This window comes from Streptomyces sp. NPDC048461, from assembly GCF_055587105.1.
The window spans coordinates 523,634-544,931 of sequence record NZ_JBVJGW010000002.1 but is presented as its reverse complement, the minus strand read 5'-3'; the positions used below and the strand labels follow the sequence as shown (position 1 = coordinate 544,931).

Sequence of the window (21,298 nt, the reverse complement as noted above, 5' to 3'; positions counted from 1 at the left end):
GTACGCGTGGTCCGGCAGGGGTGATCTTGAGCAGCGAACGGAGCGTATCCGCCGTGCCGGACGCGCACAACGGCGCGGAACGGGCCGGACGCCCGGGCGCCTCGGGTGCGTTCACGGGCAGGTGTGGACGGACCGGGTGACCGGGCGGCACGGGTGGGCCCGTGACCCCCGCGCGCGTCCGGGAGGGGTCAGGCGAGCCCGCGCAGGACGGACCCGAGCAGCTCCAGGGAGCGCCGTACGTGCGGGAGCTCCAGCGGGTCCCGGGCGGTGAGCGCGGCCAGCCGCTCCTCCGGGTCCGCGCCGAGCAGCGGCCCCGTCGACAGCCTGACCCGCAGGGCGACCGACTCGTCCGCGAACCGCTGCCCGCCCGGGGTGGGCGCGCCGAGCCGGCCGCCGAGCCAGTCCTCCAGCTCCATGGCGTCGCCGACCCCCTGGCGGGCCAGTCCGGCGCGCAGCGGGTTCAGGTCCGCGTACAGGTGCCGGCCGGCCTGCGGGGGCCGGGCCAGCGCCCCGACGGCGAGCAGCTCCCGGTGGGCGGCGGCGGCGACCGCTCCGTGCAGGGCGGCGGCCGAGCGGGCCCGTTCGGTGACGGCGACCGGCTCGTCGAGGGCGTACGCGGCGGCGCCCGCGACGGGTCCGGCCGTGAGGGCGCCGGTGGCGGTGAGGACGTCGAGGGTGCGGGCGCGCAGCCAGGTCCCGCGCGGGGTGCCGGGAAAGCGGACGACGGCGGCCGGCCAGCCCGCGGGCAGCAGCGCCCCGGACAGGTCGACGAGCACGGCGGCCCGGTCCGGGAGCATCTCGGCGGGGCTCAGGACCAGGGTCTCGTGCGGCCGGTGCAGGGTGTCGCGCCAGCTCTCGTCGCTGACGACGAACAGCCCCGCCGACTCGGCGGCCTCGCAGGCCTCGCGGAGCATCTCGGGCGGCGGCACGGTCGCCGTCGGGTCGTCGGCGACCGACAGCAGCAGGACGCGGGGGTCGCCGCCCTCGGCGCGCACCCGCCGTACGGTCTCCAGCAGGGCGTACGGATCCGGCACGCCGCCGCACTCGGCCGGGGTCGGCACGTGGTGGGCCCGCCGTCCCAGCAGCCGGAGCTGCGGCGTCCACCAGGCGGGACACGGCCGGGGCAGCAGGACGTCGCCCCCGTAGGCGCCGATCAGCGCGAGGAGCAGCGCGGGCGCGCCGGGGCCGGCCGCGACGTTCTCCGGGGCGGTCGCAAGGCCGCGGCGGCCCCAGTAGCGGCAGGCGGCCTCGCGCACGGACCTCCCGCCGCCGGGGGGCTCGGGCGCCGCGCGTCCGGCGGCCGCGGCAAGCACCGAAACCAGCTCGGGCAGCACGGGCAGGCCCGGCTGGGGTGCGGGAGGGCCGTACCGGACCGGACCGCGGCCCTCCGCCGTCGTGTGCCGCATCCCCGTCACCGCGTCGTCCCCGTCACCGCGTCATTCCCGTCATCGCGTCCCGCCTTCCGGACTCGCCGCTCGTACCGGCCCTCGCAGGGACCTTCCTCCGATGGTGTGCCCGGCGGTGCCCGTTGTCGCGCCGCGGGCCGGCCGTGATGCGCGAAGGCGCGGGGGCGGGGTCCGGCGCCGGGCTCGGCCGCGTCGTCCTCGGCCGCGTCGTCCTCAGCCGCGCCGTCCCAGCAGCCCGAGCAGCCTGGTCTGCGCGTCCGCTCCGGCCGGGACCACGAGCGGTTCGTCGTACATGCCGCTCGCCGCCAGCCCGTCGGCGTAGGGCATGACCTCCTTGACGGAGAACTCGACGAGGCCGTCCGGCAGCCGGTCGTCGGCGCCGGTGCCCCGCGCCAGGTCCCAGGCGTGCACCACGCAGTCGGCCGTCAGCTCCGAGCAGTACGCCCGCCCCGGCGCCGGCCCGTACGAGAGCCGTACGGTGCGGTCCAGCGCGCCGGGTGCGGCGAAGGCGGCCGCCGCTGCGGCCGCGGCGCGCTCCCAGGCGGCGACCGGGTCCGCGCCCAGCAGGTCGCCCGCGAGTTCGTCGCCGACGTCGTCGACACCGCGGCCGGCGACGAGCGGCACGACCCACAGCTGTTCCCCCGTGACGTGGTTGACCAGGTCCCGCACGGTCCATTCGGCGCACGGTGTCGGCGCGTCCCACTGGTCGTCCCCGACGGCGCGCACCCGCTCGCCGAAGAGCCGCAGTGCCTCGGCGTGCCGTGCGAGCAGCGTGTCCGGCATGGCTCTCACCGTCCTGTGCCAGATGCCCGTCCCCCTGCGGCCCACTCTCCTCGCCCGCCGAACGGCCTGCCACCGCCGAGCCCGGATCCCTTGTCACGCAGGAGCAGTGTCCACATGTCGAAACGTATATCTCACATGGCGAACGCATCCCCTACGGTGGGAGGCATCCCTTCGACGACGAGGAGCCGGCCATGAGCGCCGCCAAGGAGACCGCTGTCTACACCCACGGCCACCACGAGTCGGTGCTGCGCTCGCACCGGTGGCGCACCGCCGAGAACTCGGCCGGGTACCTGATCGGCGAGCTGCGCCCCGGCATGTCCGTCCTGGACGTGGGCTGCGGGCCGGGCACGATCACGGCCGACCTCGCGGAACGGGTCGCACCGGGCGGCCGGGTCACCGGCGTCGACGCCGCCCCCGGCATCGTGGAGCAGGCCCGGCGGTACGCGGAGGAACGCGGCCTGACCGGCATCGGGTTCGCCACGGCGGACGTCCACGCCCTGGAGTTCCCCGACGACACCTTCGACGTGGTCCACGCCCACCAGGTGCTGCAGCACGTCGGCGACCCGGTCCGGGCCCTGCGCGAGATGCGGCGGGTGTGCCGTCCGGGCGGGATCGTGGCCGCGCGGGACGCCGACTACGCGGCCATGACCTGGTATCCGGCCACCCCCGGCCTGGACGCGTGGCTGGCCCTGTACCGCCGGGTCGCCCGCGCCAACGGCGGAGAGCCGGACGCGGGCCGCCGGCTGCGCGCCTGGGCCCGGGAGGCGGGGTTCACCGAGGTCGCCTCCTCGGCGACGTCCTGGTGCTACGCCACGCCCGAGGAGGCCGCCTGGTGGTCGTCCCTGTGGGCGGACCGCACCACCGCCTCCGCCTACGCGGACACCGCCACCCGCGGCGGCCACACGACGCCCGCGGAGCTGGCCTCCCTCGCCGCGGCCTGGCGGACCTGGGGCGCCGACCCGGACGCCTGGTTCTCGGTCCTGAACGGCGAGGTCCTCTGCCGGGCGTGACGCGCCGCCCGCACCCGGCGTGCGCCGCTCCCCCGGGCCGCGCCGGGCCGCGGGCTCCCGCCCGGCCGGACCGGCCCACCCCGCCCGACCGGCCCCCGGCCCGTACGGCCTGCTTACTCCGGCGGCCGCATCCGGAAGTCGTAGCGGGCCGGGAGCGGCCGGTCGGTGAGGGAGGCCCAGACCTCCGCGAGGGTCTCCTCCCCCTCCCGCAGGTCGGGGATCTCGAACCCGTCCTCGAAGACCCGCCGGGCGGCCGCCACGTGGCCCTCCGCGGCCAGCAGCCGCGCGGCCAGCAACCGGAAGCGCCCCTGCTCCCGCTGGGCCGGCCGCAGCCGGTCCCACACCCGGCGGGCCTCGGCCGGTCGCCCCGCGGCCAGCAGGGCCTCCATCGCCTCCCGGCCCAGCGCCGACTCCGCCGCGGCCCAGGCCTCGCCGCCCCGGCTCTCCACGGCCAGGTCCTCGAAGGCCTCCGCACAACCGTCGGCCGCCCGCTCGTGGGCGCCGGCCAGCCCGTCCGCCACCGCCAGGCACCGCAGCAGCGGCCACCGCGACGGAGCCGACACCAGCCCGCGCTCCCAGCTCCGTACCGCCTGGGCCACGTCACCCGCGTGCCACTGCGCCACGCCCAGGTGGTACTCGGTCAGCGGGTCCGCCGGGGCCGTCTCCAGCATGTCCCGCCAGTGCGCGGCGACCAGGCTCGGCCCCGGTGGCTGCGGCCCGCGCGGGGCGGGGAAGACGCCCGTGCGCCACAGCTCCAGCCAGGGGGCCTGCTCCTCGCCCAGCGTGGACTCCTCGAACGGCGTGCCCGGCAGCTTGAAGCCCGCGCGCAGCACCTCCAGGGCGCCCCAGCCCGTCCCGACCGCCAGCCGCTCACCCGGTTCGGCGTCGGCGCACCCGCGCCACGCCTCGTACGCCGCGTCCACCCGCTCCCGGGGCAGTACGGCTTCCAGGGCGGCTCCGGCCGCGCCGCGGGCCGCCGCCCAGTCGGGCCCGTGCACCGCGCCGGCCTCCGCGGCGAGCGGGCCGTAGGCCTCCAGCCAGCTGAACTCCGCCCCGCCGTCCAGCCGTACGTGCTCCGGCCGGGTCCGGGCCGGCCCGGCCTGGATCTCCGCGTAGCCGCCCGTGCCCGGCTCGGTCAGCCACTCCTGCCGGCGGCGGCCGCCGGGCCCCGTCCCCCAGACGAACAGCCTGCGGCCGCGCAGCTGCCCGGTGGAGCTCTGCACGAGCCCCTGTCCGGCCGCGTCCAGCGAAGCGATCCAGGGGCGGTCCCCGCTCCGGACCTCGTAGAAGAGGTCGGCGGGGGACACGGCGGCCGACGGGTACGTGCGGTCGGCGCCCTCCCACTCGGGCACCGGGACCCGCTGCGGCGCGCCCTCGTACCCGAAGTGCCAGGCCTCGTCGGCCGGGGCCAGGATCCGCGTACCCGGGTCCTCCGGGACGGCGGTGTTGGACCACCAGTACACGGGGGCGGGCCGCTCGTGGGGATTGCGCACACGGACGCCGGCGTACAGGAACTCCGAGTCCCCGGGCAGCCACAGGTCCACCTGGAACGGCAGGTCGCGCAGCCGCTCCCACTCCCACAGCCGGACCATCACGCCCCCGTCGGGGGCCGGGACGAGCGCGGCGTGCAGGGGGGCGCACGAGAGGGCGGAGTGACCGGGGGCGCCGGTGTTCCACTCGATGCCGCCGGAGAACCAGGCACCGTTCAGCGCGAAGTGAGCGGGCTGGAACACCGGGTTGCGGTACAGCAGTTCACGGCCGGTGGGCAGGTGGACGAGCGAGTGGACCCGGCCGCCGAGGCCGGGCAGGACGGTGACCCGCAGGTGCTCGTTCTCGATGACGATGGTCTCGAACTCGCGCGCGGAGCGGTCGCGTCCGTAGCCGTCCCGGATCCGGACGGGCAGCAGGGAGCGCAGCGCCCCGTACCCCGTCTGCCGGACCGGGTCGCGCGGCAGCCCGCCGGGCGCGCGCTCGTCCGGGGCGTGGACGCCGTCGGGCGCGCGCAGGGCGGGCAGCGGGTTCTCGGGACCCAACGGGGCGGCGGGCAGGGTCAGTACGGCGCGTCGGACGGTGGTGGCCATGGGAAAAGGGAACACGCCCCGGCGGCCGGTGCACAGGGGTTCCGCACAGGACCACCGGTCAGGATTACGCAAAGGCCCCCGCGCGACGGCGCGCGCGGGGGCCCACGGCGGGGGCTTCCGGCCGGTGCTTCCGGCCGGTGCTTCCGGCCGGTGCTTCCGACCGGGGAGCGGGGCGCCGCGGGCCCGGCAAGATCCGAAAGAGACGGCCTACGCGAAGGCTCCCGCGACCAGGTCCGCGAGGAGCACGCCCGCGCGCCCGTCCGGGTCGAGGTCCGGATCGTAGATGGTGACGTTGAGGCCGACGCAGCGCGGCGAGCGCACCAGCACCCCGAGCAGCTCGGCGAGTTCGTCGGGGACGAGGCCGCCGGGGTCCGGGCTGTCGACCGCCGGCATCACGGCGGGGTCCAGCACGTCCGCGTCCAGGTGCACCCAGAAGCCGGCGGTGTCCGGCGGGTGCAGTCCGTCCAGGGCCGCCCGCGCGACCGGCCCGGCGCCGCGCTCGCGGATCTCGCCCACGGTGGCCGTCCGGATCCCGGCGGCCCGCAGCTCGGGGAGGTCCGCGTCGCCGTCCCGCAGCCCGAAGAGCCGTACGTCCTCGTCGCGCAGGTACGGTCCCAGGCCCTCCAGGTCCGCGAGGTCGGACTGTCCGCGCCCGGTGCCCAGGGCGAGTTCCTCGCCGCCGGCGGCGCCGACCGGGCCGTTCACCGCCTCGTTGCCCGGGTGGCGGAAGTCGGCGGAGCCGTCGATCGCCGCCAGGCCGTACCGGCCGATGCGGCGCATGGCCAGGGAGGCGCCGAGCTGAACGGAGCAGTCCCCGCCGAGCACCACGGGGAACTCACCGGCCCGCAGGTGCCGTTCGACGCGGTCGGCGAGGGTCACCGTGTACGCGGCGAGGGCGGCGGCGTTGAACACGCCGTCGCCCTCCTTCCAGTCACCGCGGTCGTAGCGCGGCGGGACCACCACCCCGCCCTCGCGGGCGCCGAGACGGGCCAGCAGGCCCTGCTCCCGCAGGGCGCCGGCGAGTTTGTACACCCCGGGCACGGTGCCGGGAGCGGGCGGTTTGAGACCGAGGTTGGACGGGGCGTCGAGGAGCACCAGGGATCGCATGGCCCCATCCTCCGCCAGAGCGCGCTCAGCGGCGCGGCATGGTGGCCGTGATCGCCCACCGCTCGTGGTCGCGCCAGGCCCCGTCGACGTGGAGGAAGTCCGGGGACAGTCCCTCCAGCCGGAAGCCCGCGCCGCGGACCAGGGCGATCGAGGCGGCGTTGCCGGGCTGGACGTTGGCCTCCAGGCGGTGCAGCCCGAGTCCTTCGCCCTCCGGCGCGAAGGAGTGGGCCAGGACCAGCCCGAGGGCTTCGCGGAAGAGGCCCCTCCCGGCGGCGTGGGCGAAGGCGCCGTAGCCGAGGGCGCCGCACTGGAAGGCGCCGCGCACGATGTTGTTGACGTTGACGAAGCCCGCGACGGCTCCGGTGCCGAGTTCGCAGACGAGGAACCCGGCGCGGCCCTCGCCCCCGGTGAGGCGGGCTGCGTACGGCTCGAACTCCTCCGGGGTGACGGGCGGGAACAGCCAGGGGCGGTGGAGCTCACGGCTCTCGTGGGCGCGGGCCGTGAATTCGGGCCCGTCGGCGGCACGGACGGGGCGCAGGCCCACCCGGGCGCCCTCGCGGAGGTACGGGGAAAAGGACATCCGCCCAGGTTAGAAGGTGTGGCAGGATCCCCGGCGTGATCACCACCCCCGATCGTCACCGGCTGCGGCTCGCCGCGGCGCGCAACAACGCCGCGTGGTGCGACGCCGTCTGCCGCTCCCACGGGCTCCCCGGCACGTTCGGCGCGGACGCCTGGACCAGCCCGCGGCGGACCCCGCCCCTGTACCCCGACGCGGTGACGCTCGGCCCGGACGGGGTGTCGGCGGCGGCGCTGGTGGCGGCGGTGGACACCGGCTCCCCGGGCTGCTCGGTCAAGGACAGCTTCGCCGCGCTCGACCTGGGCCGTGTCTTTCGGATCATGGCGGGCCCGGGGTGTCCGGCACCGCGCCTCGCGGCGTTCTCGTCGGTCGCCGACACACCACGTCGGCTCCCTCCTCGGCCTTGCGACGCACGGCACCGGACACCCCGGCCTGATCCGCCCTGATCCGAAAGACACGGCCCAGGCCCGGAGGGTTTCCGGGTGCTGTTCGAGGCCCAGTGGATCCACCGGCCCGGGGGGGCGCCGGTCACGGCCTCCGGTCCGCCCCTGGAGTGGTCCGAGGTGGCCGGCGCCGGGGAGTTGCGGCAGTGGGAGGCCGCCTGGGCCGACGGGGAGCCCCCCGGCCTGTTCCGTCCGGACCTGCTCGCCGGCGGGACCGTCTTCCTGGCGGGCCGCGCCGGCAGCGACGACGGCGGGACCGCCGGGGGCACCCGGGCCGCCGGCGGCAGCACCGGCCGGATCGTCGCGGGGGCGGTGGCGCACCGCACCGGCGACGTCGTCGGCGTCTCCAACCTGTTCGCCCGCGACGGCGCGTCCGCCGGCTCCGCCTGGGCGGGCGTCCTCACCGCGGTCGCGGCGCGCCGGCCGGATCTGCCGGTGGTCGGCTACGAGTCGGGGGACGACCTCGACGCCGCCCTCCGGGCCGGCTTCACCACGCTCGGCCCGCTCCGCGTCTGGATCGCGGCGGCCTGAGCGGCGGAGCCCGGCCTCACGGCTCCAGCCGCAGCAGCGGCACGTCGGCGCGCTCGATCCCGAAGACCTGGGCGTACAGGGACAGTTCCGCCTCCAGCGCGCGGACCATGGTGTCCGCCCGCCGGAAGCCGTGGCCCTCACCCGCGAAGGTCACGTAGGCGTGCGGCACCGGCCGGCCCCGCAGCGCGGCCAGGAACCGCTCGGCCTGGGCCGGCGGGCAGACCGCGTCGTCCAGCCCCTGGAGCAGGACGAAGGGGGCGGTGATCCGGTCGGCGCGGGCCACCGGCGAGCGCTCGCGGGAGCGGACGGCGAGGGTCTGCGGCGGCCCCGCCAGGCCGTCGAGGTAGCGGGACTCCAGGTCGTGGGTCTCCTCCGCGAAGCCGAGCAGGTCCAGTACGGGGTAGATGATCGCGGCGCAGGCGTACAGCGGGGTGGCGGCCAGCGAGGCCGCCGCCGTCCAGCCGCCGGCGCTGCCGCCGCGGATGGCGAGGCGGTCCGGGTCGGCGGTGCCCTCGGCGGCCAGCGCCCGGGCCACGGCCGCGCAGTCCTCCACGTCGACCACGCCCCACTGCTCGCGCAGCCGCTCCCGGTAGGCCCGGCCGTAGCCCGTGGACCCGCCGTAGTTCACCTCGACCACGCCGATGCCGCGGGAGGTGAAGTAGGCGATGTGCAGGTCGAGTACGGGCGGCACGTGGTCGGTGGGGCCGCCGTGCGCCCACACCACGTACGGGGGCAGTTCGTCGGCGGCGGCCCGCAGGGCGGGGTGGTGGGGCGGGTAGACGTGGGCGTGGATCTCCCGGTTGTCGGGACCGGGGAAGGTGCGGCTCTGCGGCTCCGGATAGTAGGCGGGGTCCACCGGGTCGACGCCCTCCGCGCCCACCACGCGGGCGTGCCCGGTGGCGGTGTCCAGCTCGACCACCTCGTACGCGCTGCGCGGGCTGGCGGCGACCCCGTAGACCCGGGTGCCGCTCACGGCGAGCGTCGGCTGCCAGGCCGTCCACGGTCCGGCGGCGTCCACCAGGTCACCGCTGTCGGGGTCCAGGACGCCGAGCACCGAGGAGCCCTGACCGTGCAGCACGGCGACGAGCCCGTCGGGGAGCGCGGCGATCCAGCGCAGCCCCGGTTTCCACAGCGGCCCCCCGAACTCCTCTTCCCTCGGGCACAGGTTGATGGCGTCGCCGCCCTCCGGGTCCACCCGGTACGGGTTCCACCAGCCGCCGCGGTCACTGACCGCGAGGAGGCTCCCGCCGGGCGTCCACTCCACCTGGGCGACGGATTCCTCCGGGCCGCCGAGCACGGTGCGGGCCCCGGTCAGCTCGCCGTCGGCGGTGATGTCGGCGAGCCGCAGCTCGGTGCCGTCCCAGGGCATCCGGGGGTGGTCCCACACGAGCCAGGCGGCCCGCAGCCCGTCCGGGGAGAGCCGGGGCCCGGTGGCGAACCGGTGCCGCGCGTCGGTGAGTTCGCGCACCCGGGAGCGGTCCTCGGCGGCCGACCCGTCGAGCGGGACCGCCGCCAGCACCCGGCGCACGTCGGTGGGCGCGGGCCCGGTGAACTCCTCCAGCACGCACCACACCTCCCCGCCGCGCAGGACCGGGTCGACCCAGCGCAGCCCGCCGCCGGCGGAGGACGGCGGGGTGAGGGGCCGGGGGCCCGGTCCACCGGGGGCGTCAGGGGCGCCGGGCACATCGGGGGCGTCGGGTTCGAACGCGTACAGCCGCTGGTCGTCGAAGTGCACGAACACCACCAGGGGCCCGCCCGCGGGCCGTTCGGCGCCGGCCCAGGGCCGGCCGCCGTACTCGGTGAACCGGCTCCGCACGTTCCACGGCGCGGGCAGCGCCGTGACCTCGGGTCCGGCGCCGGCGGGACGCCGGCGCACCAGGGTCCGGCGGCCGCCTTCCTCGGGCCGGGGCTCGGTCCACCACACCTCGGAGCCGACCGTGCCGACGTATTCGGGGCGCCCGTCGAGCGAGGCGGCGAGGGCCGCGTCGATCGGTGAGGGCCAGCTTCCGTAGGGCCGGGTCTCCGCCGCCATCACAGGGTCTCCCTCACAGGGTCCGCAGCGCGTGGTCGAGGACGCGGACGCCGAAGTGCAGGGCCTCGACGGGCACCCGCTCGTCCACGCCGTGGAAGAGGGACCAGTAGTCGAATCCGGGCGGCAGCTTCAGCGGGGAGAAGCCGTAGCCGGTGACGCCGAGCCGGGAGAACTGCTTGGCGTCCGTGCCGCCCGCCATGCAGAAGGGGACCACGTGCCCGTCCGGGTCGAACCGCTCGACGGACTCGCGCAGGATCCCGTACGTCCGCCCGTCCACCGGGGCTTCCAGGGCGACCTCCCGGTGGTGGAACTCCCAGCGCACGTCCGGTCCGGTGAGCGCGTCCAGGGTGGCGATGAACTCGGCCTCGCCGCCGGGCAGCATCCGCCCGTCGACGTAGCCGGTGGCCTGCCCGGGGATCACGTTGAGCTTGTAACCGGCGCTCAGCATCGTCGGGTTGGCGCTGTTGCGCAGGGTGGCCTCGACCAGGGCGGCGGCGGGACCGAGTTCGGCGAGTACCGCGGCGAGGTCGAAGCCTGGGGCCCGGGGGTCGACCGACAGGCCCTGGAGGGCGGCGAGTTCGGTGATGCAGGCGGTGACGGTGTCGGTGAGCCGGACCGGCCAGGCGTACTCGCCGATCCGCGCGACGGCGGCGGCGAGCCGGCTGACGGCGTTGGAGCGATTGGGCTTGGAGCCGTGCCCGGCGGTGCCGTGGGCGGTCAACTTCAGCCAGGCGGTGCCGCGTTCACCGGCGGCGATCGGGTAGAGGGCCCGTCCGGGTCCGGCGTGCACGGTGAAGGCGCCGGACTCGCTGATGCCCTCGGTACACCCCTCGAAGAGATGCGGGTGGTGGTCCGCGAGGAAGCCCGCGCCGTCCACGGCGCTGTCCTCTTCGTCGGCGGTGTAGGCGAGGACCACGTCCCGGCGCGGCCTCACCCCGGCGCGGGCCCAGGCCCGCACGACGGCCAGGACCATCGCGTCCATGTTCTTCATGTCGACGGCGCCGCGGCCCCAGACCACGCCGTCGCGGACCTCGCCGGAGAAGGGGTCCACGCTCCAGTCGGCGGCCTCGGCCGGCACCACGTCGAGGTGGCCGTGGACCAGGAGGGCCTCGGCCGAGGGGTCGGTGCCCTCGATCCGGGCCACCACGTTGGTGCGGCCCGGGGTCCGCTCCAGCAGGAGCGGCTCCAGCCCGGCCGCGGCGAGCCGCTCGGCCACGTACTCGGCGGCGGGGCGCTCGCGGCAGTCGCCGCCGCCCCGGTTGGTGGTGTCGATCCTGATGAGGCCGGAGGTGAACTCGACGGCCTCGTCGAGCGCGACCCGGTCCACGGCGGCGGCCGGGGCCTCGGCGGTGACTGCGGGCATGTCAGCCATACTGCTCCTCCACGGCCGCCGAGACGACCGTCGTGACCGCCTTGAAGGCGCGGATCCCCTCGTACATCGTCTCGCTGGCGTACGCGACCCTGCGCTCCCCGCACCGCTCGACGCCCGGCACCACCGTGGCAGCCATGGCCAGGTGCTCGGCGTCGAACTCCAGCTCCACGGCGAAGGGGCCGCCGCGCACGGGCTCGTGGCACACCGCGAGGGCCGCGGCCTCCTGGGCGGCGGCGCGGATGTCGGCGGCGGTGCGGGCGGGGGTCCGGCAGACGGCGGCGTAGCGCGAGACGTGGTCCTTGACCGCGACGGTCACCGCACCGGGGGCGTAACCGGCGGCGTCGACGCAGGTCAGGTCGTCCCCGGTGACCAGGACCACCGGTACGCCGTACTCGGCGACGACGTGCGCGTTCAGCAGGCCCTCGCTGGCGCGGACCCCGTTGACCCAGACTCCGGTGATGGAGTTGGCGAGGTAGGTGTGGGCCAGGACGCCTTCGGCGCCGGCGCCGGTGTGGTAGCCGACGAAGGCGATGCCGTCGACGTCGCCGTGCTGCACGCCCTCGACCATGGAGAGGGTCTTGTGGCGGCCGGTGAGCATCTCGGCACGGGCGTCGAGCTTCTCCAGCAGGAGGTTGCGCATCGTCCAGTGCGCCTCGTTGACGACGACCTGATCCGCGCCGCCGTCGTAGAAGCCGAGGACGGCGGCGTTCACGTCCGAGGTGAACAGCGACCGGCAGCGCTCCCACTGGGGCGTGCCGGGCAGCACGTCGGCGGGCCAGGTGACGCCGGTGGCGCCTTCCATGTCGGCGGAGATGAGGATCTTCATCGGGCCCCCGGGCGGTCGGTCGCACGCGTGCGACGGCACGCGCGCAGGGCCCCACCCTAGCCGCCGGGCCTGCGGGCGCCCCGGGGGCCACGCCAGGCTTCCGGGGGTGGCGGGCGGGGCCGCCGCCGACCGGGGAAGTCCACCCGAACCGGTGAGCCGCCGACGCGGCGCGCGGACGCCGCGGGCGCTCAGCCCTCGACGTGGGCGGCCAGGTTGGCCAGCAGGGTGTCGTAGATGCGGCCGAGGCCCTTGGGGGCGAAGGTGCGCTCGAAGAAGCCGCCGATGCCGCCCGCGCCGTTCCACACGGTGGAGACGACGACCCTGGACTTGCCCTCACCGGCCGGGGTGACCACCCAGGTGGTGACCATGGAGGAGTTGCGGTCGGTCTCGACCAGCTGCCCGTCGGTGGGCTCGGTCACCTCCAGCAGGCAGTCGCGCACGCGCTTGCTGGTGGCCTGGAGCTTCCAGTGCACGAGGGTGCCCTCGCCGTCGCCGCCCTCGCGCACCTCGTACTCGCTGAAGTGCTCGGGCAGCAGCTTGCCCCGGGTGCCGGCGTAGTCCGCCAGCGCGTCGAACACGGTCTCCGCGTCGGCCGTGATGATCCGCTCCGTGGTGGCCTCGACCTGCGCCATGGCGTTTCCTCCAGCAGTTGTGATCGCTCGTCACGCCGAAGCCAACCACCTCCGGCCCGGGCACCCAAATCCGGGCCCGCCCCGACGCCGCCCGACCCCGCCCCGACCCCGATCCGGGCACCCCGGGAATCCCGTCCGCACGATCATGGGAACGTTTGTTCTATTCTCGGTTCAGATCTACCGAGGGAGGCGCCCATGCGCTGGGACCATCTGACCGGGGAGTCCGGGGACGGGCGGCGGGCCGCCGGTCCGGCCGCCCTCTTCGGCACCGACGCCGTCGTCACCCGAACCTTCGACACCCCCGAGTTCCACGGGATCACCTTCCACGAGGTACGGGCCCGCTCGATCGTGAACCGGGTTCCGGGCGCCTCGCGGATGCCGTTCGAGTGGACCGTGAACCCGTACCGGGGCTGCAGTCACGCATGCGTGTACTGCTTCGCCCGCAAGACCCACTCCTACCTCGACCTCGACACCGGCCTCGGCTTCGACTCCCAGATCGTGGTGAAGGTCAACGCCCCCGAACTGCTGCGCCGCGAACTCGGGTCCCGCCGCTGGACCGGAGCGCACATCGCCATGGGCACGAACGTCGACTGCTACCAGCGCGCCGAGGGCCGCTACCGGCTCATGCCGGGGATCATCGAGGCGCTGCGCGACCGGGCCAACCCGTTCTCCGTCCTCACCAAGGGGACGCTGATCCTGCGCGACCTCCCGCTCCTGCGGCAGGCCGCCGAGGTCACCGAGGTCGGGGTGTCCGTCTCCGTCGGCTTCACCGACACCGCCCTGTGGCGGACCGTCGAGCCCGGCACCCCCTCCCCCGCCGCCCGGCTGAACGCCGTACGGACCCTCACCGACGCCGGGATCGAGTGCGGGGTGCTGATGGCCCCCGTGATCCCGTTCCTCGGGGACGCCCCGGAGCAGCTGCGGGCCTCCGTCCGGGCCGTCGCCGCGTCCGGCGCGACCTCCGTGACACCCCTGGTACTCCATCTGCGGCCGGGCGCGCGCGAGTGGTTCACGGCCTGGCTGACCGCGCACCACCCGCACCTGGTCGAGCGGTACGCGCGGATGTACGCCGGCGGCTCGTACGCCCCCACCTGGTACCAGCGGCAGATCACCCGCCAAGTCCACGAACTGGCGGCCGAATTCGGCATCGGCCCGAGCGGCCCGGGGGCGGCCCGCCGCACGGTCCTCCCGGACCGCCCCGACGGCGGTCCGGGCGCGCCGCGGCCCGGGGAGCCGACGCAGCTCGCGCTGCTGTGACCCGGCAGGCCCGCCGAGGGGTCATCACATCGGGCCAATGAACCGCCCAATCCCGCTTTCGGGCCGCGGTTTCCGGGACGATTCCGCCCAGAACCCTCGGCTGGGAGGCCCCATGCTGCACCCCTTGAAGAAGCGCGCCGCTGTCCTGCTGTCGATCTCCACCGTGGCCGCCGCCCTCGCGAGTCCCGTCACCGCCGCGCCGGCGCCGGCCGGGTCCCCCGTCGCGGCCGGGGCCGCGGCCGCCCTGAGCTGGACCGGCTGCGCGACCCCCCGCTACCCCACGCTGCAGTGCGCCTCCCTCAAGGTCCCCCTCGACCACGACCGGCCCGGCGGCCGGCAGATCTCCCTCGCCCTGACCCGGGTCCCGCACACGGCCGCCTCCTCGCAGGGGCCGCTGCTGGTCAACCCCGGCGGCCCCGGCGGCAGCGGCCGCGCCCTGGCCGGGTTCGTCGCCTCCGCCCTCCCCGACGACGTCGCCGCCCAGTACGACGTGATCGGCTTCGACCCCCGGGGCGTCGGCAAGAGCGAGCCCGTCCTCGACTGCGCGGCCGGGCACTTCAAGCCCGTACGGCCGGACTCCGTGCCGCGCGACGCGGCCACCGAGCGGGCCAACCTGGAGCGGGTCCGCTCCTTCGCCGAGTCCTGCGGGACCCGGCACGCGGACGTGCTGCCGCACGTGGGGACCGTCTCGGCCGCCCGCGACATCGAGGCGGTGCGCGTCGCGCTGGGCGCGGAGCGGATCAGCTACTTCGGGTACTCCTACGGGACGTACCTGGGCGCGGTGTACGCCAAGCTCCACCCGGGCCGCGTCCACCGTCTCGTTCTGGACTCCGTGGTGGACCCGGCGGGCGTCTGGTACGAGGACAACCTCGCCCAGGACCGGGCCTTCGACGCCCGCCACAAGGCGTTCCTGGCCTGGGTGGCGAAGTACGACGCCACGTACCGGCTGGGCACCGACCCGGAGGAGGTCGAGGAACGCTGGTACGCGATGCGGGAGTCGCTGCGCGCGACACCGGCGGGCGGCACGGTGGGTCCGGCCGAGCTGGAGGACACGTACATGCCGGGTGCCTACTACGACGGCTACTGGCCGAACCTCGCCGAGGCCTTCGCCGCGTACGCCCGGGACGGGGACCCGAAGCCGCTGGTGGCGGCGTACGAGCGGTTCGGCGCCGTGGAGCCCTCGGCGGGCAACGGCTACAGCGTCTACACGGCGGTGCAGTGCCGGGACTCGGCCTGGCCGAAGAACTGGAACCGCTGGCGCGCGGACATGTGGCGCACCCACGCCGAGGCGCCGTTCATGACGTGGAACAACGCCTGGTACAACGCCCCGTGCGCGTTCTGGCCGACGGAGTCGCTGCGGGCCCCGGACGTCACCAACGCCGGCCTGCCGCCGGCCCTGATCCTGCAGGCGACGGAGGACGCGGCGACCCCGTTCGGGGGCGCTCTCAGCATGCGCGACCGGCTGAAGGGCTCGGCGCTGGTGGTCGAGGAGGGCGGCGGCAACCACGGGATCGCGCTCAGCGGCAACAAGTGCCTGGACGAGAAGGTGGCGGCGTACCTGAGGACGGGGACGGCCGCGGACGCGACCTGCCCCGCCCGGCCGGCCCCGAAGCCGGCGACGGCGACCCGCGCGGTCCCGCCCTCGGCGGGCGGCGCGGCCCTGCACGGCCTGCTGGGCTTCCGCGGCTGAACCGCGGCCGGACCGCGACCGGACCGCGGCTGATCAGGCGGCCGCGCCGCGGTGTCAGCCGAGCTCCCGCAGCGCCGTGGTCGCGGCCACGGCGAGGCGGGGGTGGGACTGGGCCCGGACCAGCAGGTCGCGGGCGCGCGGGTCGCCGAGGCTGCCGAGGCCCTCGACGCAGGCCAGGGCCACCCGCCAGTACGGGTCGTGCGGGGACAGCAGCCGGGAGAGCGTGGTCATCAGGGCCGGTACGGACTCGGGCGCGCGCAGCGCGGTGAGCAGCCGGACCGGGTGCAGGGCGTAGGCGGTGCGCAGGGAGTTCGTGGCGAGGGCGGCCGCCGCGCGGGCGGTGCGCGGGTCGGCGAGCACGGCCAGGGCGGTGGCGGCGGCCGCGCAGCGGGGCGGGTCCCGGTGGTTGAGCAGCAGGACGAGGGACTCGAAGGCGCGCCGGTCACCCGCCAGCCCCAGCCGGTACGCGGCCAGTTCGCGGGCCCACAGGGGCAGCCCGGCCGAGGTCAGGGAGGCCGCCAGGGCCTCCGGCTGCGCCGTGCGCAGCACCTCGTACTCCGGTGATGGCCCGGCCTCCGCCCGCAGGCGCTCCAGCACGTCGTTCACCCGGCCACCCTAGGGGTCCGACGGGGCGCGCACGCGGGGTTCCGGACATGCGGTTGATCGATGATCGATGATCGGTACATTTGGGCGGTACAGGTCACATCTCCGCGCTCTGGCGGACCAGTTACCGACGGGTTACTGTCCTTACAACACGTACGAGGGCGGCCTGGTGACGCAGCCGCCCCGTGCCAGTCGGTTCTGAACGACTCTGCACGACCTCACGGCGCGGACCCCGGGACAGGGTTCCGCCGCTTCTTCCCTCCGGGCGTCTTCGCCTCCGGGCCCATCGGCCCCGGGTGCGCCCCGCGGGACCTCTCCGCGCGGCCTTCCTTCCGTACGGCCTGCGCGTGCACCGTGCGCCACGCGCGTCCCCTCAGTCGTCACCCTCTTCCACTGGAGTCCCTCGATGGACCGTCAGTCCAGTCACTCCTCCCTCCAGACCATCGCCGTCGTCGGCCTCGGCACGATGGGCTCCGGCATCGCCGAGGTCCTCGCCCGGGCCGGTCACGAGGTCATCGGCATCGACATCAGCGAGGCGGCCGCCCGCCGGGCCGCGGCCTCGCTGGAGGCGGCCACCGCCCGGTCCGTCACCCGCGAACTCCTCACCGAGCAGGAGCGGGCGGACGTCCTCGCCCGCTTCCGCACCTTCGGCGACCTGGGCGCCGCCGCCGAGGCCGACCTCGTCATCGAGGTCGTGCCCGAGTCGTACGAGGCCAAGCAGCAGGTGTTCCGCGAGCTCGACGCGGTCGTCCGGCCGGACACGATCCTGGCGACCGGCACCAACGCGCTGTCGGTGACCCGGCTCGCCGCCGAGTCGCAGCGGCCCGAGCGCGTCCTGGGCCTGCACTTCTTCAACCCGGCGCCGGCGATGAAGCTCGTCGAGGTGGTCTCCTCGGTCCTTACCGCGCCGCCGGCCGTCGAGGCGGTCACGGCCCTGGCCCGCGAGCTCGGCAAGGAGCCGGTCTCCGTCGGCGACCGGCCCGGTTTCGTCGCCGACGGCCTGCTGTTCGGCTACCTCAACCAGGCCGCCGCCATGTACGAGTCGAAGTACGCCTCCCGCGAGGACATCGACGCGGCGATGCGGCTCGGCTGCGGCCTGCCCATGGGCCCGCTCGCGCTGCTCGACCTGATCGGGGTGGACACCGCCCGGACCGTCCTGGAGGCCATGTACACCTCCTCCGGCGACCGGCTGCACGCCCCGGCGCCCATCCTCGGGCACCTCGCCGAGGCCGGCCTGACCGGCCAGAAGGCGGGCCGCGGCTTCTACACGTACGAGGCGCCGGGCAGCTCGGTGGTCGTCCGCGACCCGCAGACCCCGGCGGACGGCGCCGGAGCGGCCGGTGGCCGTCCCGTGACCTCGGTCGGCGTGGCCGGCTCGGGCACGATGGCGAGCGGGATCGCGCAGGTCTTCGCGCAGTCCGGGTTCACCGTGGTGCTGGCGGCCCGCAGCCAGGAGAAGGCCGAGGCCGCGAAGGCCGCGATCGGGAAGTCCCTGGGCCGTGCGGTGTCCAAGGGCCGCCTGACCGAGGAGGCCGCCGCGCAGACCCTGGGCCGGATCACCCCGGCCGGCTCGCTGGACGCCTTCGCCGACGTCGACCTGGCCGTGGAGGCGGTCGCGGAGGACCTGGCCGTGAAGCAGGAGCTGTTCGCGGCCCTGGACAAGGTGTGCAGGCCGGGCGCGGTGCTGGCCACGACGACCTCCTCGCTGCCGGTGATCGCGGTGGCCCGCGTGACCTCGCGGCCGCAGGACGTGATCGGCATGCACTTCTTCAACCCGGCGCCGGCGATGAAGCTGGTCGAGGTGGTCCGCACGGTGCTGACCGCCGACGACGTGCACGCCACGGTCCGCGAGATCTGCCTGAAGGTGCGCAAGCACCCGGTGGACTGCGGGGACCGGGCCGGCTTCATCGTGAACGCGCTGCTGTTCCCGTACCTCAACAACGCGATCAAGATGGTCGAGCAGCACTACGCGAGCCTCGACCAGATCGACGCGGCGATGAAGCTGGGCGGCGGCTACCCGATGGGGCCCTTCGAGCTGCTCGACGTGGTCGGCCTGGACGTCTCGCTGGCCATCGAGAAGGTCCTCCACAAGGAGTTCCGCGACCCGGGTCTGGCCCCGTCCCCGCTGCTGGAGCACCTGGTGGCGGCGGGCTGCCTGGGCCGGAAGACCGGCCGCGGATTCCGTGAGTACGCCCGCCGGTAAGCCGACGGGCCACGAGCCGGATGCGTGGGGAGGGCTGCTCGGGTCCGCCGGACCCTCACGGCGGACACACCCTCCCGAGCCCAGTGCGGGCTCTCCCCCGCATCCACCCCCGTCCCGCCCCCCGCAGGCGCGCTCCCCTGCGCGGATGAAGTACTTTCGCTCTATGTCCCAGCCCGCCAAGACCTCGCCCCGCGCCTCCTCGGCCTCCGACGCCCCGGAGAGCCCGGCCGGCACCAAGGCGGCCGCCCAGCGGCTCAGGATGCGCCGCGAGCTCGCGGCGGCGGCCATGGAGCTGTTCGCGACCAAGGGGTACGAGGCGACGACGGTCGACGAGATCGCGGCGACCGCCGGGGTGGCGCGCCGGACCTTCTTCCGGCACTTCCGGTCCAAGGAAGAGGCGATCTTCCCGGACCACGACGACACCCTGACCCGCGCCGAGGCGGTGCTCGACGTGGCCCCGGCGCACGAGCACCCGCTCGACACGGTGTGCCGTGGGATCAAGGAAGTCATGAAGATGTACGCCGCCTCGCCCGCGGTGTCGGTGGAGCGTTACCGGCTGACCCGCGAGGTGCCGGCGCTGCGGGAGCGGGAGATCGCCTCGGTGGCCCGGTACGAGCGGTTGTTCACCCGGTACCTGCTGGCCCACTTCGACGAGCACGAGCAGCACGACGGCAATGACGACCCGCTGCTCGCCGAGGTGGCCGCCTCGGCGGTGGTCACCGCCCACAACCACGTGCTGCGGCGCTGGCTGCGGGCGGGCGGCCAGGGCGACGTGGAGGCGCAGCTGGACCACGCCTTCTCGATCGTGCGCAAGACCTTCGGCTCGGGGATCGGCGCGGGCCGGACCCTGACGACGGCGCCGGCCGCCCCGGCGGCGGTCCGCACGCAGGGCGAGGTGCTGGTGGCGGTGGCCCGTACGGACGCCCCGCTGGACGAGGTCATGCGGACGATCGAAGAGGCGCTGCGCGGCACGTAGCCGACGCGCGAGGCGACACACAGGGCGACACGCGTCACAGAGGGCCGCTCCCGTTCCGGGGGCGGCCCTCTGCGTATGTCCGGCTTGCCCCTACTCGCGGGTAACTCTGATCGATCATCGCTCATCTGCGCAGGTCAATCGGCAAATGAGAGAAAGTTTTGGCACGCGGTGCCTTGCTGAGTGACACCGGGTGCCATACGTTGAATCTCGTCCGGATGTCCCCGCGACCCACGCCCACTCGGCACGGAACGCGCCCCGGATGCCTGCGTCACCAGGCACGGCACGCCTCACCACGGGCACGCCCGGCACCACCGCACCAGCCGGAACCGACGGCACACAGCACCTCGCAGCACCATCCACCCGCACCCACGCTCGCAACGCGTATCCCCCAGCGCACCCTCATCAGCGCTCATGCCGGAGGCTCTACCGTGAAGGACATCCTGGACGCGATCCAGTCGCAGACCGCCACGGCCGCGGACTTCGCGGCCCTGCCGCTCCCCGACTCGTACCGCGCGATCACCGTGCACAAGGACGAAGCGGAGATGTTCTCCGGGCTCACCACCCGCGAGAAGGACCCCCGCAAGTCCCTGCACCTCGACCAGGTCCCGGTTCCCGAACTGGGTCCGGGCGAGGCCCTGGTGGCCGTCATGGCCTCCTCGGTCAACTACAACTCCGTCTGGACCTCGATCTTCGAGCCGGTGTCCACCTTCAGCTTCCTGGAGCGCTACGGGCGCCTCTCGGAGCTCACCAAGCGCCACGACCTGCCGTACCACGTCATCGGCTCCGACCTCGCGGGCGTCGTCCTGCGCACCGGTCCCGGCGTGAACGCCTGGAAGCCGGGCGACGAGGTCGTCGCGCACTGCCTCTCGGTGGAGCTGGAGTCCTCCGACGGCCACAACGACACGATGCTCGACCCCGAACAGCGCATCTGGGGCTTCGAGACCAACTTCGGCGGCCTGGCGGAGATCGCCCTGGTCAAGTCGAACCAGCTGATGCCCAAGCCGGACCACCTCAGCTGGGAGGAGGCCGCCTCCCCCGGCCTGGTCAACTCCACCGCGTACCGCCAGCTGGTCTCGCGCAACGGCGCCGGCATGAAGCAGGGCGACAACGTCCTGATCTGGGGGGCGAGCGGCGGCCTCGGCTCGTACGCCACCCAGTTCGCGCTGGCCGGCGGCGCCAACCCGATCTGCGTCGTCTCCAGCGCCCAGAAGGCGGACATCTGCCGGGCGATGGGCGCGACCGCGATCATCGACCGCAGCGCCGAGGGCTACAAGTTCTGGAAGGACGAGCACACCCAGGACCCGAAGGAGTGGAAGCGCTTCGGCAAGCGCATCCGCGAGCTGACCGGCGGCGAGGACATCGACATCGTCTTCGAGCACCCGGGCCGGGAGACCTTCGGCGCCTCCGTGTACGTCACCCGCAAGGGCGGCACCATCACCACCTGCGCCTCGACCTCGGGCTACATGCACGAGTACGACAACCGCTACCTGTGGATGTCCCTCAAGCGGATCATCGGCTCGCACTTCGCGAACTACCGCGAGGCGTGGGAGGCCAACCGCCTGATCTCGAAGGGCAAGATCCACCCCACCCTCTCGAAGGTCTACTCGCTGGAGGAGACCGGCCAGGCGGCCTACGACGTCCACCGCAACCTCCACCAGGGCAAGGTCGGCGTCCTCGCGCTGGCCCCCGAGGAGGGCCTGGGGGTGCGCGACCACGAGATGCGCGCGACCCACCTCGACGCCATCAACCGCTTCCGCAACGTCTGAGAC

The 21,298-nt window shown here is 75.0% G+C and carries 18 protein-coding genes; 8 read left to right on the top strand and 10 right to left on the bottom strand.

The features are described 5' to 3' along the window. Nucleotides 1–188: 188 nt before the first annotated feature. Nucleotides 189–1,406: an aminotransferase class I/II-fold pyridoxal phosphate-dependent enzyme gene (locus ACZ6S8_RS05280; RefSeq protein ID WP_469452642.1), complete on the bottom strand. Its 1,218-nt coding sequence runs from the start codon at nucleotides 1,404–1,406 to the stop codon at nucleotides 189–191. Nucleotides 1,407–1,619: 213 nt separating this feature from the next. Continuing rightward, nucleotides 1,620–2,189, bottom strand: coding sequence for a TIGR03086 family metal-binding protein (locus tag ACZ6S8_RS05275; RefSeq protein ID WP_469452640.1), 570 nt, complete (start codon nucleotides 2,187–2,189; stop codon nucleotides 1,620–1,622). Nucleotides 2,190–2,380: 191 nt separating this feature from the next. Here ACZ6S8_RS05275 and ACZ6S8_RS05270 point away from each other — a divergent pair, with 191 nt between their 5' ends. Beyond that, a complete protein-coding gene (locus ACZ6S8_RS05270) occupies nucleotides 2,381–3,199 on the top strand; it encodes a methyltransferase domain-containing protein (RefSeq protein WP_469452638.1) in 819 nt (272 codons plus the stop codon). Between the two features lie 113 nt (nucleotides 3,200–3,312). Here the strand turns inward: ACZ6S8_RS05270 and ACZ6S8_RS05265 are convergent, their stop codons facing one another. The 3 genes from ACZ6S8_RS05265 to ACZ6S8_RS05255 form a co-directional block, all read right to left on the bottom strand. Further along, nucleotides 3,313–5,280 carry a DUF5107 domain-containing protein gene (locus ACZ6S8_RS05265; RefSeq protein ID WP_469452637.1) on the bottom strand — a complete coding sequence of 656 codons (1,968 nt, stop codon included), beginning with the start codon at nucleotides 5,278–5,280 and terminating at the stop codon, nucleotides 3,313–3,315. Nucleotides 5,281–5,487: 207 nt separating this feature from the next. Then, a complete protein-coding gene (locus ACZ6S8_RS05260; protein WP_469452635.1) occupies nucleotides 5,488–6,387 on the bottom strand; it encodes an arginase family protein in 900 nt (299 codons plus the stop codon). 25 nt (nucleotides 6,388–6,412) lie between these two features. Then, nucleotides 6,413–6,967 carry a GNAT family N-acetyltransferase gene (locus ACZ6S8_RS05255; protein ID WP_469452633.1) on the bottom strand — a complete coding sequence of 185 codons (555 nt, stop codon included), beginning with the start codon at nucleotides 6,965–6,967 and terminating at the stop codon, nucleotides 6,413–6,415. A gap of 35 nt (nucleotides 6,968–7,002) precedes the next feature. Here ACZ6S8_RS05255 and ACZ6S8_RS05250 point away from each other — a divergent pair, with 35 nt between their 5' ends. Next, nucleotides 7,003–7,410 (top strand): hypothetical protein, encoded by a 408-nt coding sequence (locus ACZ6S8_RS05250; RefSeq protein WP_469452631.1) that lies wholly within the window; start codon nucleotides 7,003–7,005, stop codon nucleotides 7,408–7,410. A gap of 36 nt (nucleotides 7,411–7,446) precedes the next feature. After that, complete coding sequence (locus ACZ6S8_RS05245) at nucleotides 7,447–7,938, top strand: hypothetical protein (protein WP_469452629.1); 492 nt, start codon at nucleotides 7,447–7,449, stop codon at nucleotides 7,936–7,938. A 16-nt stretch (nucleotides 7,939–7,954) separates the two neighbouring features. Here ACZ6S8_RS05245 and ACZ6S8_RS05240 read toward each other — a convergent pair whose 3' ends face one another. From ACZ6S8_RS05240 to ACZ6S8_RS05225, 4 genes are all read right to left on the bottom strand, one after another. Next, nucleotides 7,955–9,970, bottom strand: coding sequence for a dipeptidyl-peptidase 5 (locus tag ACZ6S8_RS05240; protein ID WP_469452627.1), 2,016 nt, complete (start codon nucleotides 9,968–9,970; stop codon nucleotides 7,955–7,957). A gap of 13 nt (nucleotides 9,971–9,983) precedes the next feature. Next, complete coding sequence (locus tag ACZ6S8_RS05235) at nucleotides 9,984–11,342, bottom strand: M20/M25/M40 family metallo-hydrolase (protein ID WP_469452625.1); 1,359 nt, start codon at nucleotides 11,340–11,342, stop codon at nucleotides 9,984–9,986. Beyond that, nucleotides 11,335–12,168, bottom strand: coding sequence for a M55 family metallopeptidase (locus tag ACZ6S8_RS05230; RefSeq protein WP_469452623.1), 834 nt, complete (start codon nucleotides 12,166–12,168; stop codon nucleotides 11,335–11,337). The genes ACZ6S8_RS05235 and ACZ6S8_RS05230 overlap by 8 nt, the downstream gene beginning before the upstream one ends. Before the next feature lie 188 nt (nucleotides 12,169–12,356). Continuing rightward, nucleotides 12,357–12,800, bottom strand: a complete 444-nt coding sequence (locus tag ACZ6S8_RS05225; protein WP_469452621.1) for an SRPBCC family protein — start codon at nucleotides 12,798–12,800, stop codon at nucleotides 12,357–12,359. A gap of 195 nt (nucleotides 12,801–12,995) precedes the next feature. On the opposite strand from ACZ6S8_RS05225, the gene ACZ6S8_RS05220 reads away from it, so the two are divergent. Further along, the gene (locus ACZ6S8_RS05220) at nucleotides 12,996–14,057 is read left to right on the top strand and encodes an Rv2578c family radical SAM protein (protein ID WP_469452619.1); all 1,062 of its coding nucleotides are present in this window, start codon (nucleotides 12,996–12,998) and stop codon (nucleotides 14,055–14,057) included. 112 nt (nucleotides 14,058–14,169) lie between these two features. Beyond that, the gene (locus tag ACZ6S8_RS05215; protein WP_469452617.1) at nucleotides 14,170–15,747 is read left to right on the top strand and encodes an alpha/beta hydrolase; all 1,578 of its coding nucleotides are present in this window, start codon (nucleotides 14,170–14,172) and stop codon (nucleotides 15,745–15,747) included. A gap of 54 nt (nucleotides 15,748–15,801) precedes the next feature. On the opposite strand, the gene ACZ6S8_RS05210 is transcribed toward ACZ6S8_RS05215, so the two are convergent. After that, nucleotides 15,802–16,353 carry a HEAT repeat domain-containing protein gene (locus tag ACZ6S8_RS05210; protein ID WP_469452615.1) on the bottom strand — a complete coding sequence of 184 codons (552 nt, stop codon included), beginning with the start codon at nucleotides 16,351–16,353 and terminating at the stop codon, nucleotides 15,802–15,804. Nucleotides 16,354–16,756: 403 nt separating this feature from the next. On the opposite strand from ACZ6S8_RS05210, the gene ACZ6S8_RS05205 reads away from it, so the two are divergent. The 3 genes from ACZ6S8_RS05205 (at nucleotide 16,757) to ccrA (ending at nucleotide 21,295) form a co-directional block, all read left to right on the top strand. After that, nucleotides 16,757–18,553, top strand: coding sequence for a 3-hydroxyacyl-CoA dehydrogenase family protein (locus ACZ6S8_RS05205; RefSeq protein WP_469452613.1), 1,797 nt, complete (start codon nucleotides 16,757–16,759; stop codon nucleotides 18,551–18,553). A gap of 163 nt (nucleotides 18,554–18,716) precedes the next feature. Then, entirely contained in the window at nucleotides 18,717–19,529 is an 813-nt protein-coding gene (locus ACZ6S8_RS05200; RefSeq protein ID WP_469452611.1) for a TetR family transcriptional regulator, read from the top strand. Between the two features lie 428 nt (nucleotides 19,530–19,957). Then, nucleotides 19,958–21,295 (top strand): crotonyl-CoA carboxylase/reductase, encoded by a 1,338-nt coding sequence (gene ccrA / locus ACZ6S8_RS05195; RefSeq protein ID WP_267720678.1) that lies wholly within the window; start codon nucleotides 19,958–19,960, stop codon nucleotides 21,293–21,295. The last annotated feature ends 3 nt before the right edge of the window (nucleotides 21,296–21,298 follow it).

Coding starts and splice junctions, on each gene's coding strand:
- ACZ6S8_RS05280 (WP_469452642.1), bottom strand. CDS start 1,406: ATGCGGCACACGACGGCGGAGGGCCGCGGTCCGGTCCGGTACGGCCCT.
- ACZ6S8_RS05275 (WP_469452640.1), bottom strand. CDS start 2,189: ATGCCGGACACGCTGCTCGCACGGCACGCCGAGGCACTGCGGCTCTTC.
- ACZ6S8_RS05270 (WP_469452638.1), top strand. CDS start 2,381: ATGAGCGCCGCCAAGGAGACCGCTGTCTACACCCACGGCCACCACGAG.
- ACZ6S8_RS05265 (WP_469452637.1), bottom strand. CDS start 5,280: ATGGCCACCACCGTCCGACGCGCCGTACTGACCCTGCCCGCCGCCCCG.
- ACZ6S8_RS05260 (WP_469452635.1), bottom strand. CDS start 6,387: ATGCGATCCCTGGTGCTCCTCGACGCCCCGTCCAACCTCGGTCTCAAA.
- ACZ6S8_RS05255 (WP_469452633.1), bottom strand. CDS start 6,967: ATGTCCTTTTCCCCGTACCTCCGCGAGGGCGCCCGGGTGGGCCTGCGC.
- ACZ6S8_RS05240 (WP_469452627.1), bottom strand. CDS start 9,970: ATGGCGGCGGAGACCCGGCCCTACGGAAGCTGGCCCTCACCGATCGAC.
- ACZ6S8_RS05235 (WP_469452625.1), bottom strand. CDS start 11,342: ATGGCTGACATGCCCGCAGTCACCGCCGAGGCCCCGGCCGCCGCCGTG.
- ACZ6S8_RS05230 (WP_469452623.1), bottom strand. CDS start 12,168: ATGAAGATCCTCATCTCCGCCGACATGGAAGGCGCCACCGGCGTCACC.
- ACZ6S8_RS05225 (WP_469452621.1), bottom strand. CDS start 12,800: ATGGCGCAGGTCGAGGCCACCACGGAGCGGATCATCACGGCCGACGCG.
- ACZ6S8_RS05220 (WP_469452619.1), top strand. CDS start 12,996: ATGCGCTGGGACCATCTGACCGGGGAGTCCGGGGACGGGCGGCGGGCC.
- ACZ6S8_RS05215 (WP_469452617.1), top strand. CDS start 14,170: ATGCTGCACCCCTTGAAGAAGCGCGCCGCTGTCCTGCTGTCGATCTCC.
- ACZ6S8_RS05205 (WP_469452613.1), top strand. CDS start 16,757: ATGGACCGTCAGTCCAGTCACTCCTCCCTCCAGACCATCGCCGTCGTC.
- ACZ6S8_RS05200 (WP_469452611.1), top strand. CDS start 18,717: ATGTCCCAGCCCGCCAAGACCTCGCCCCGCGCCTCCTCGGCCTCCGAC.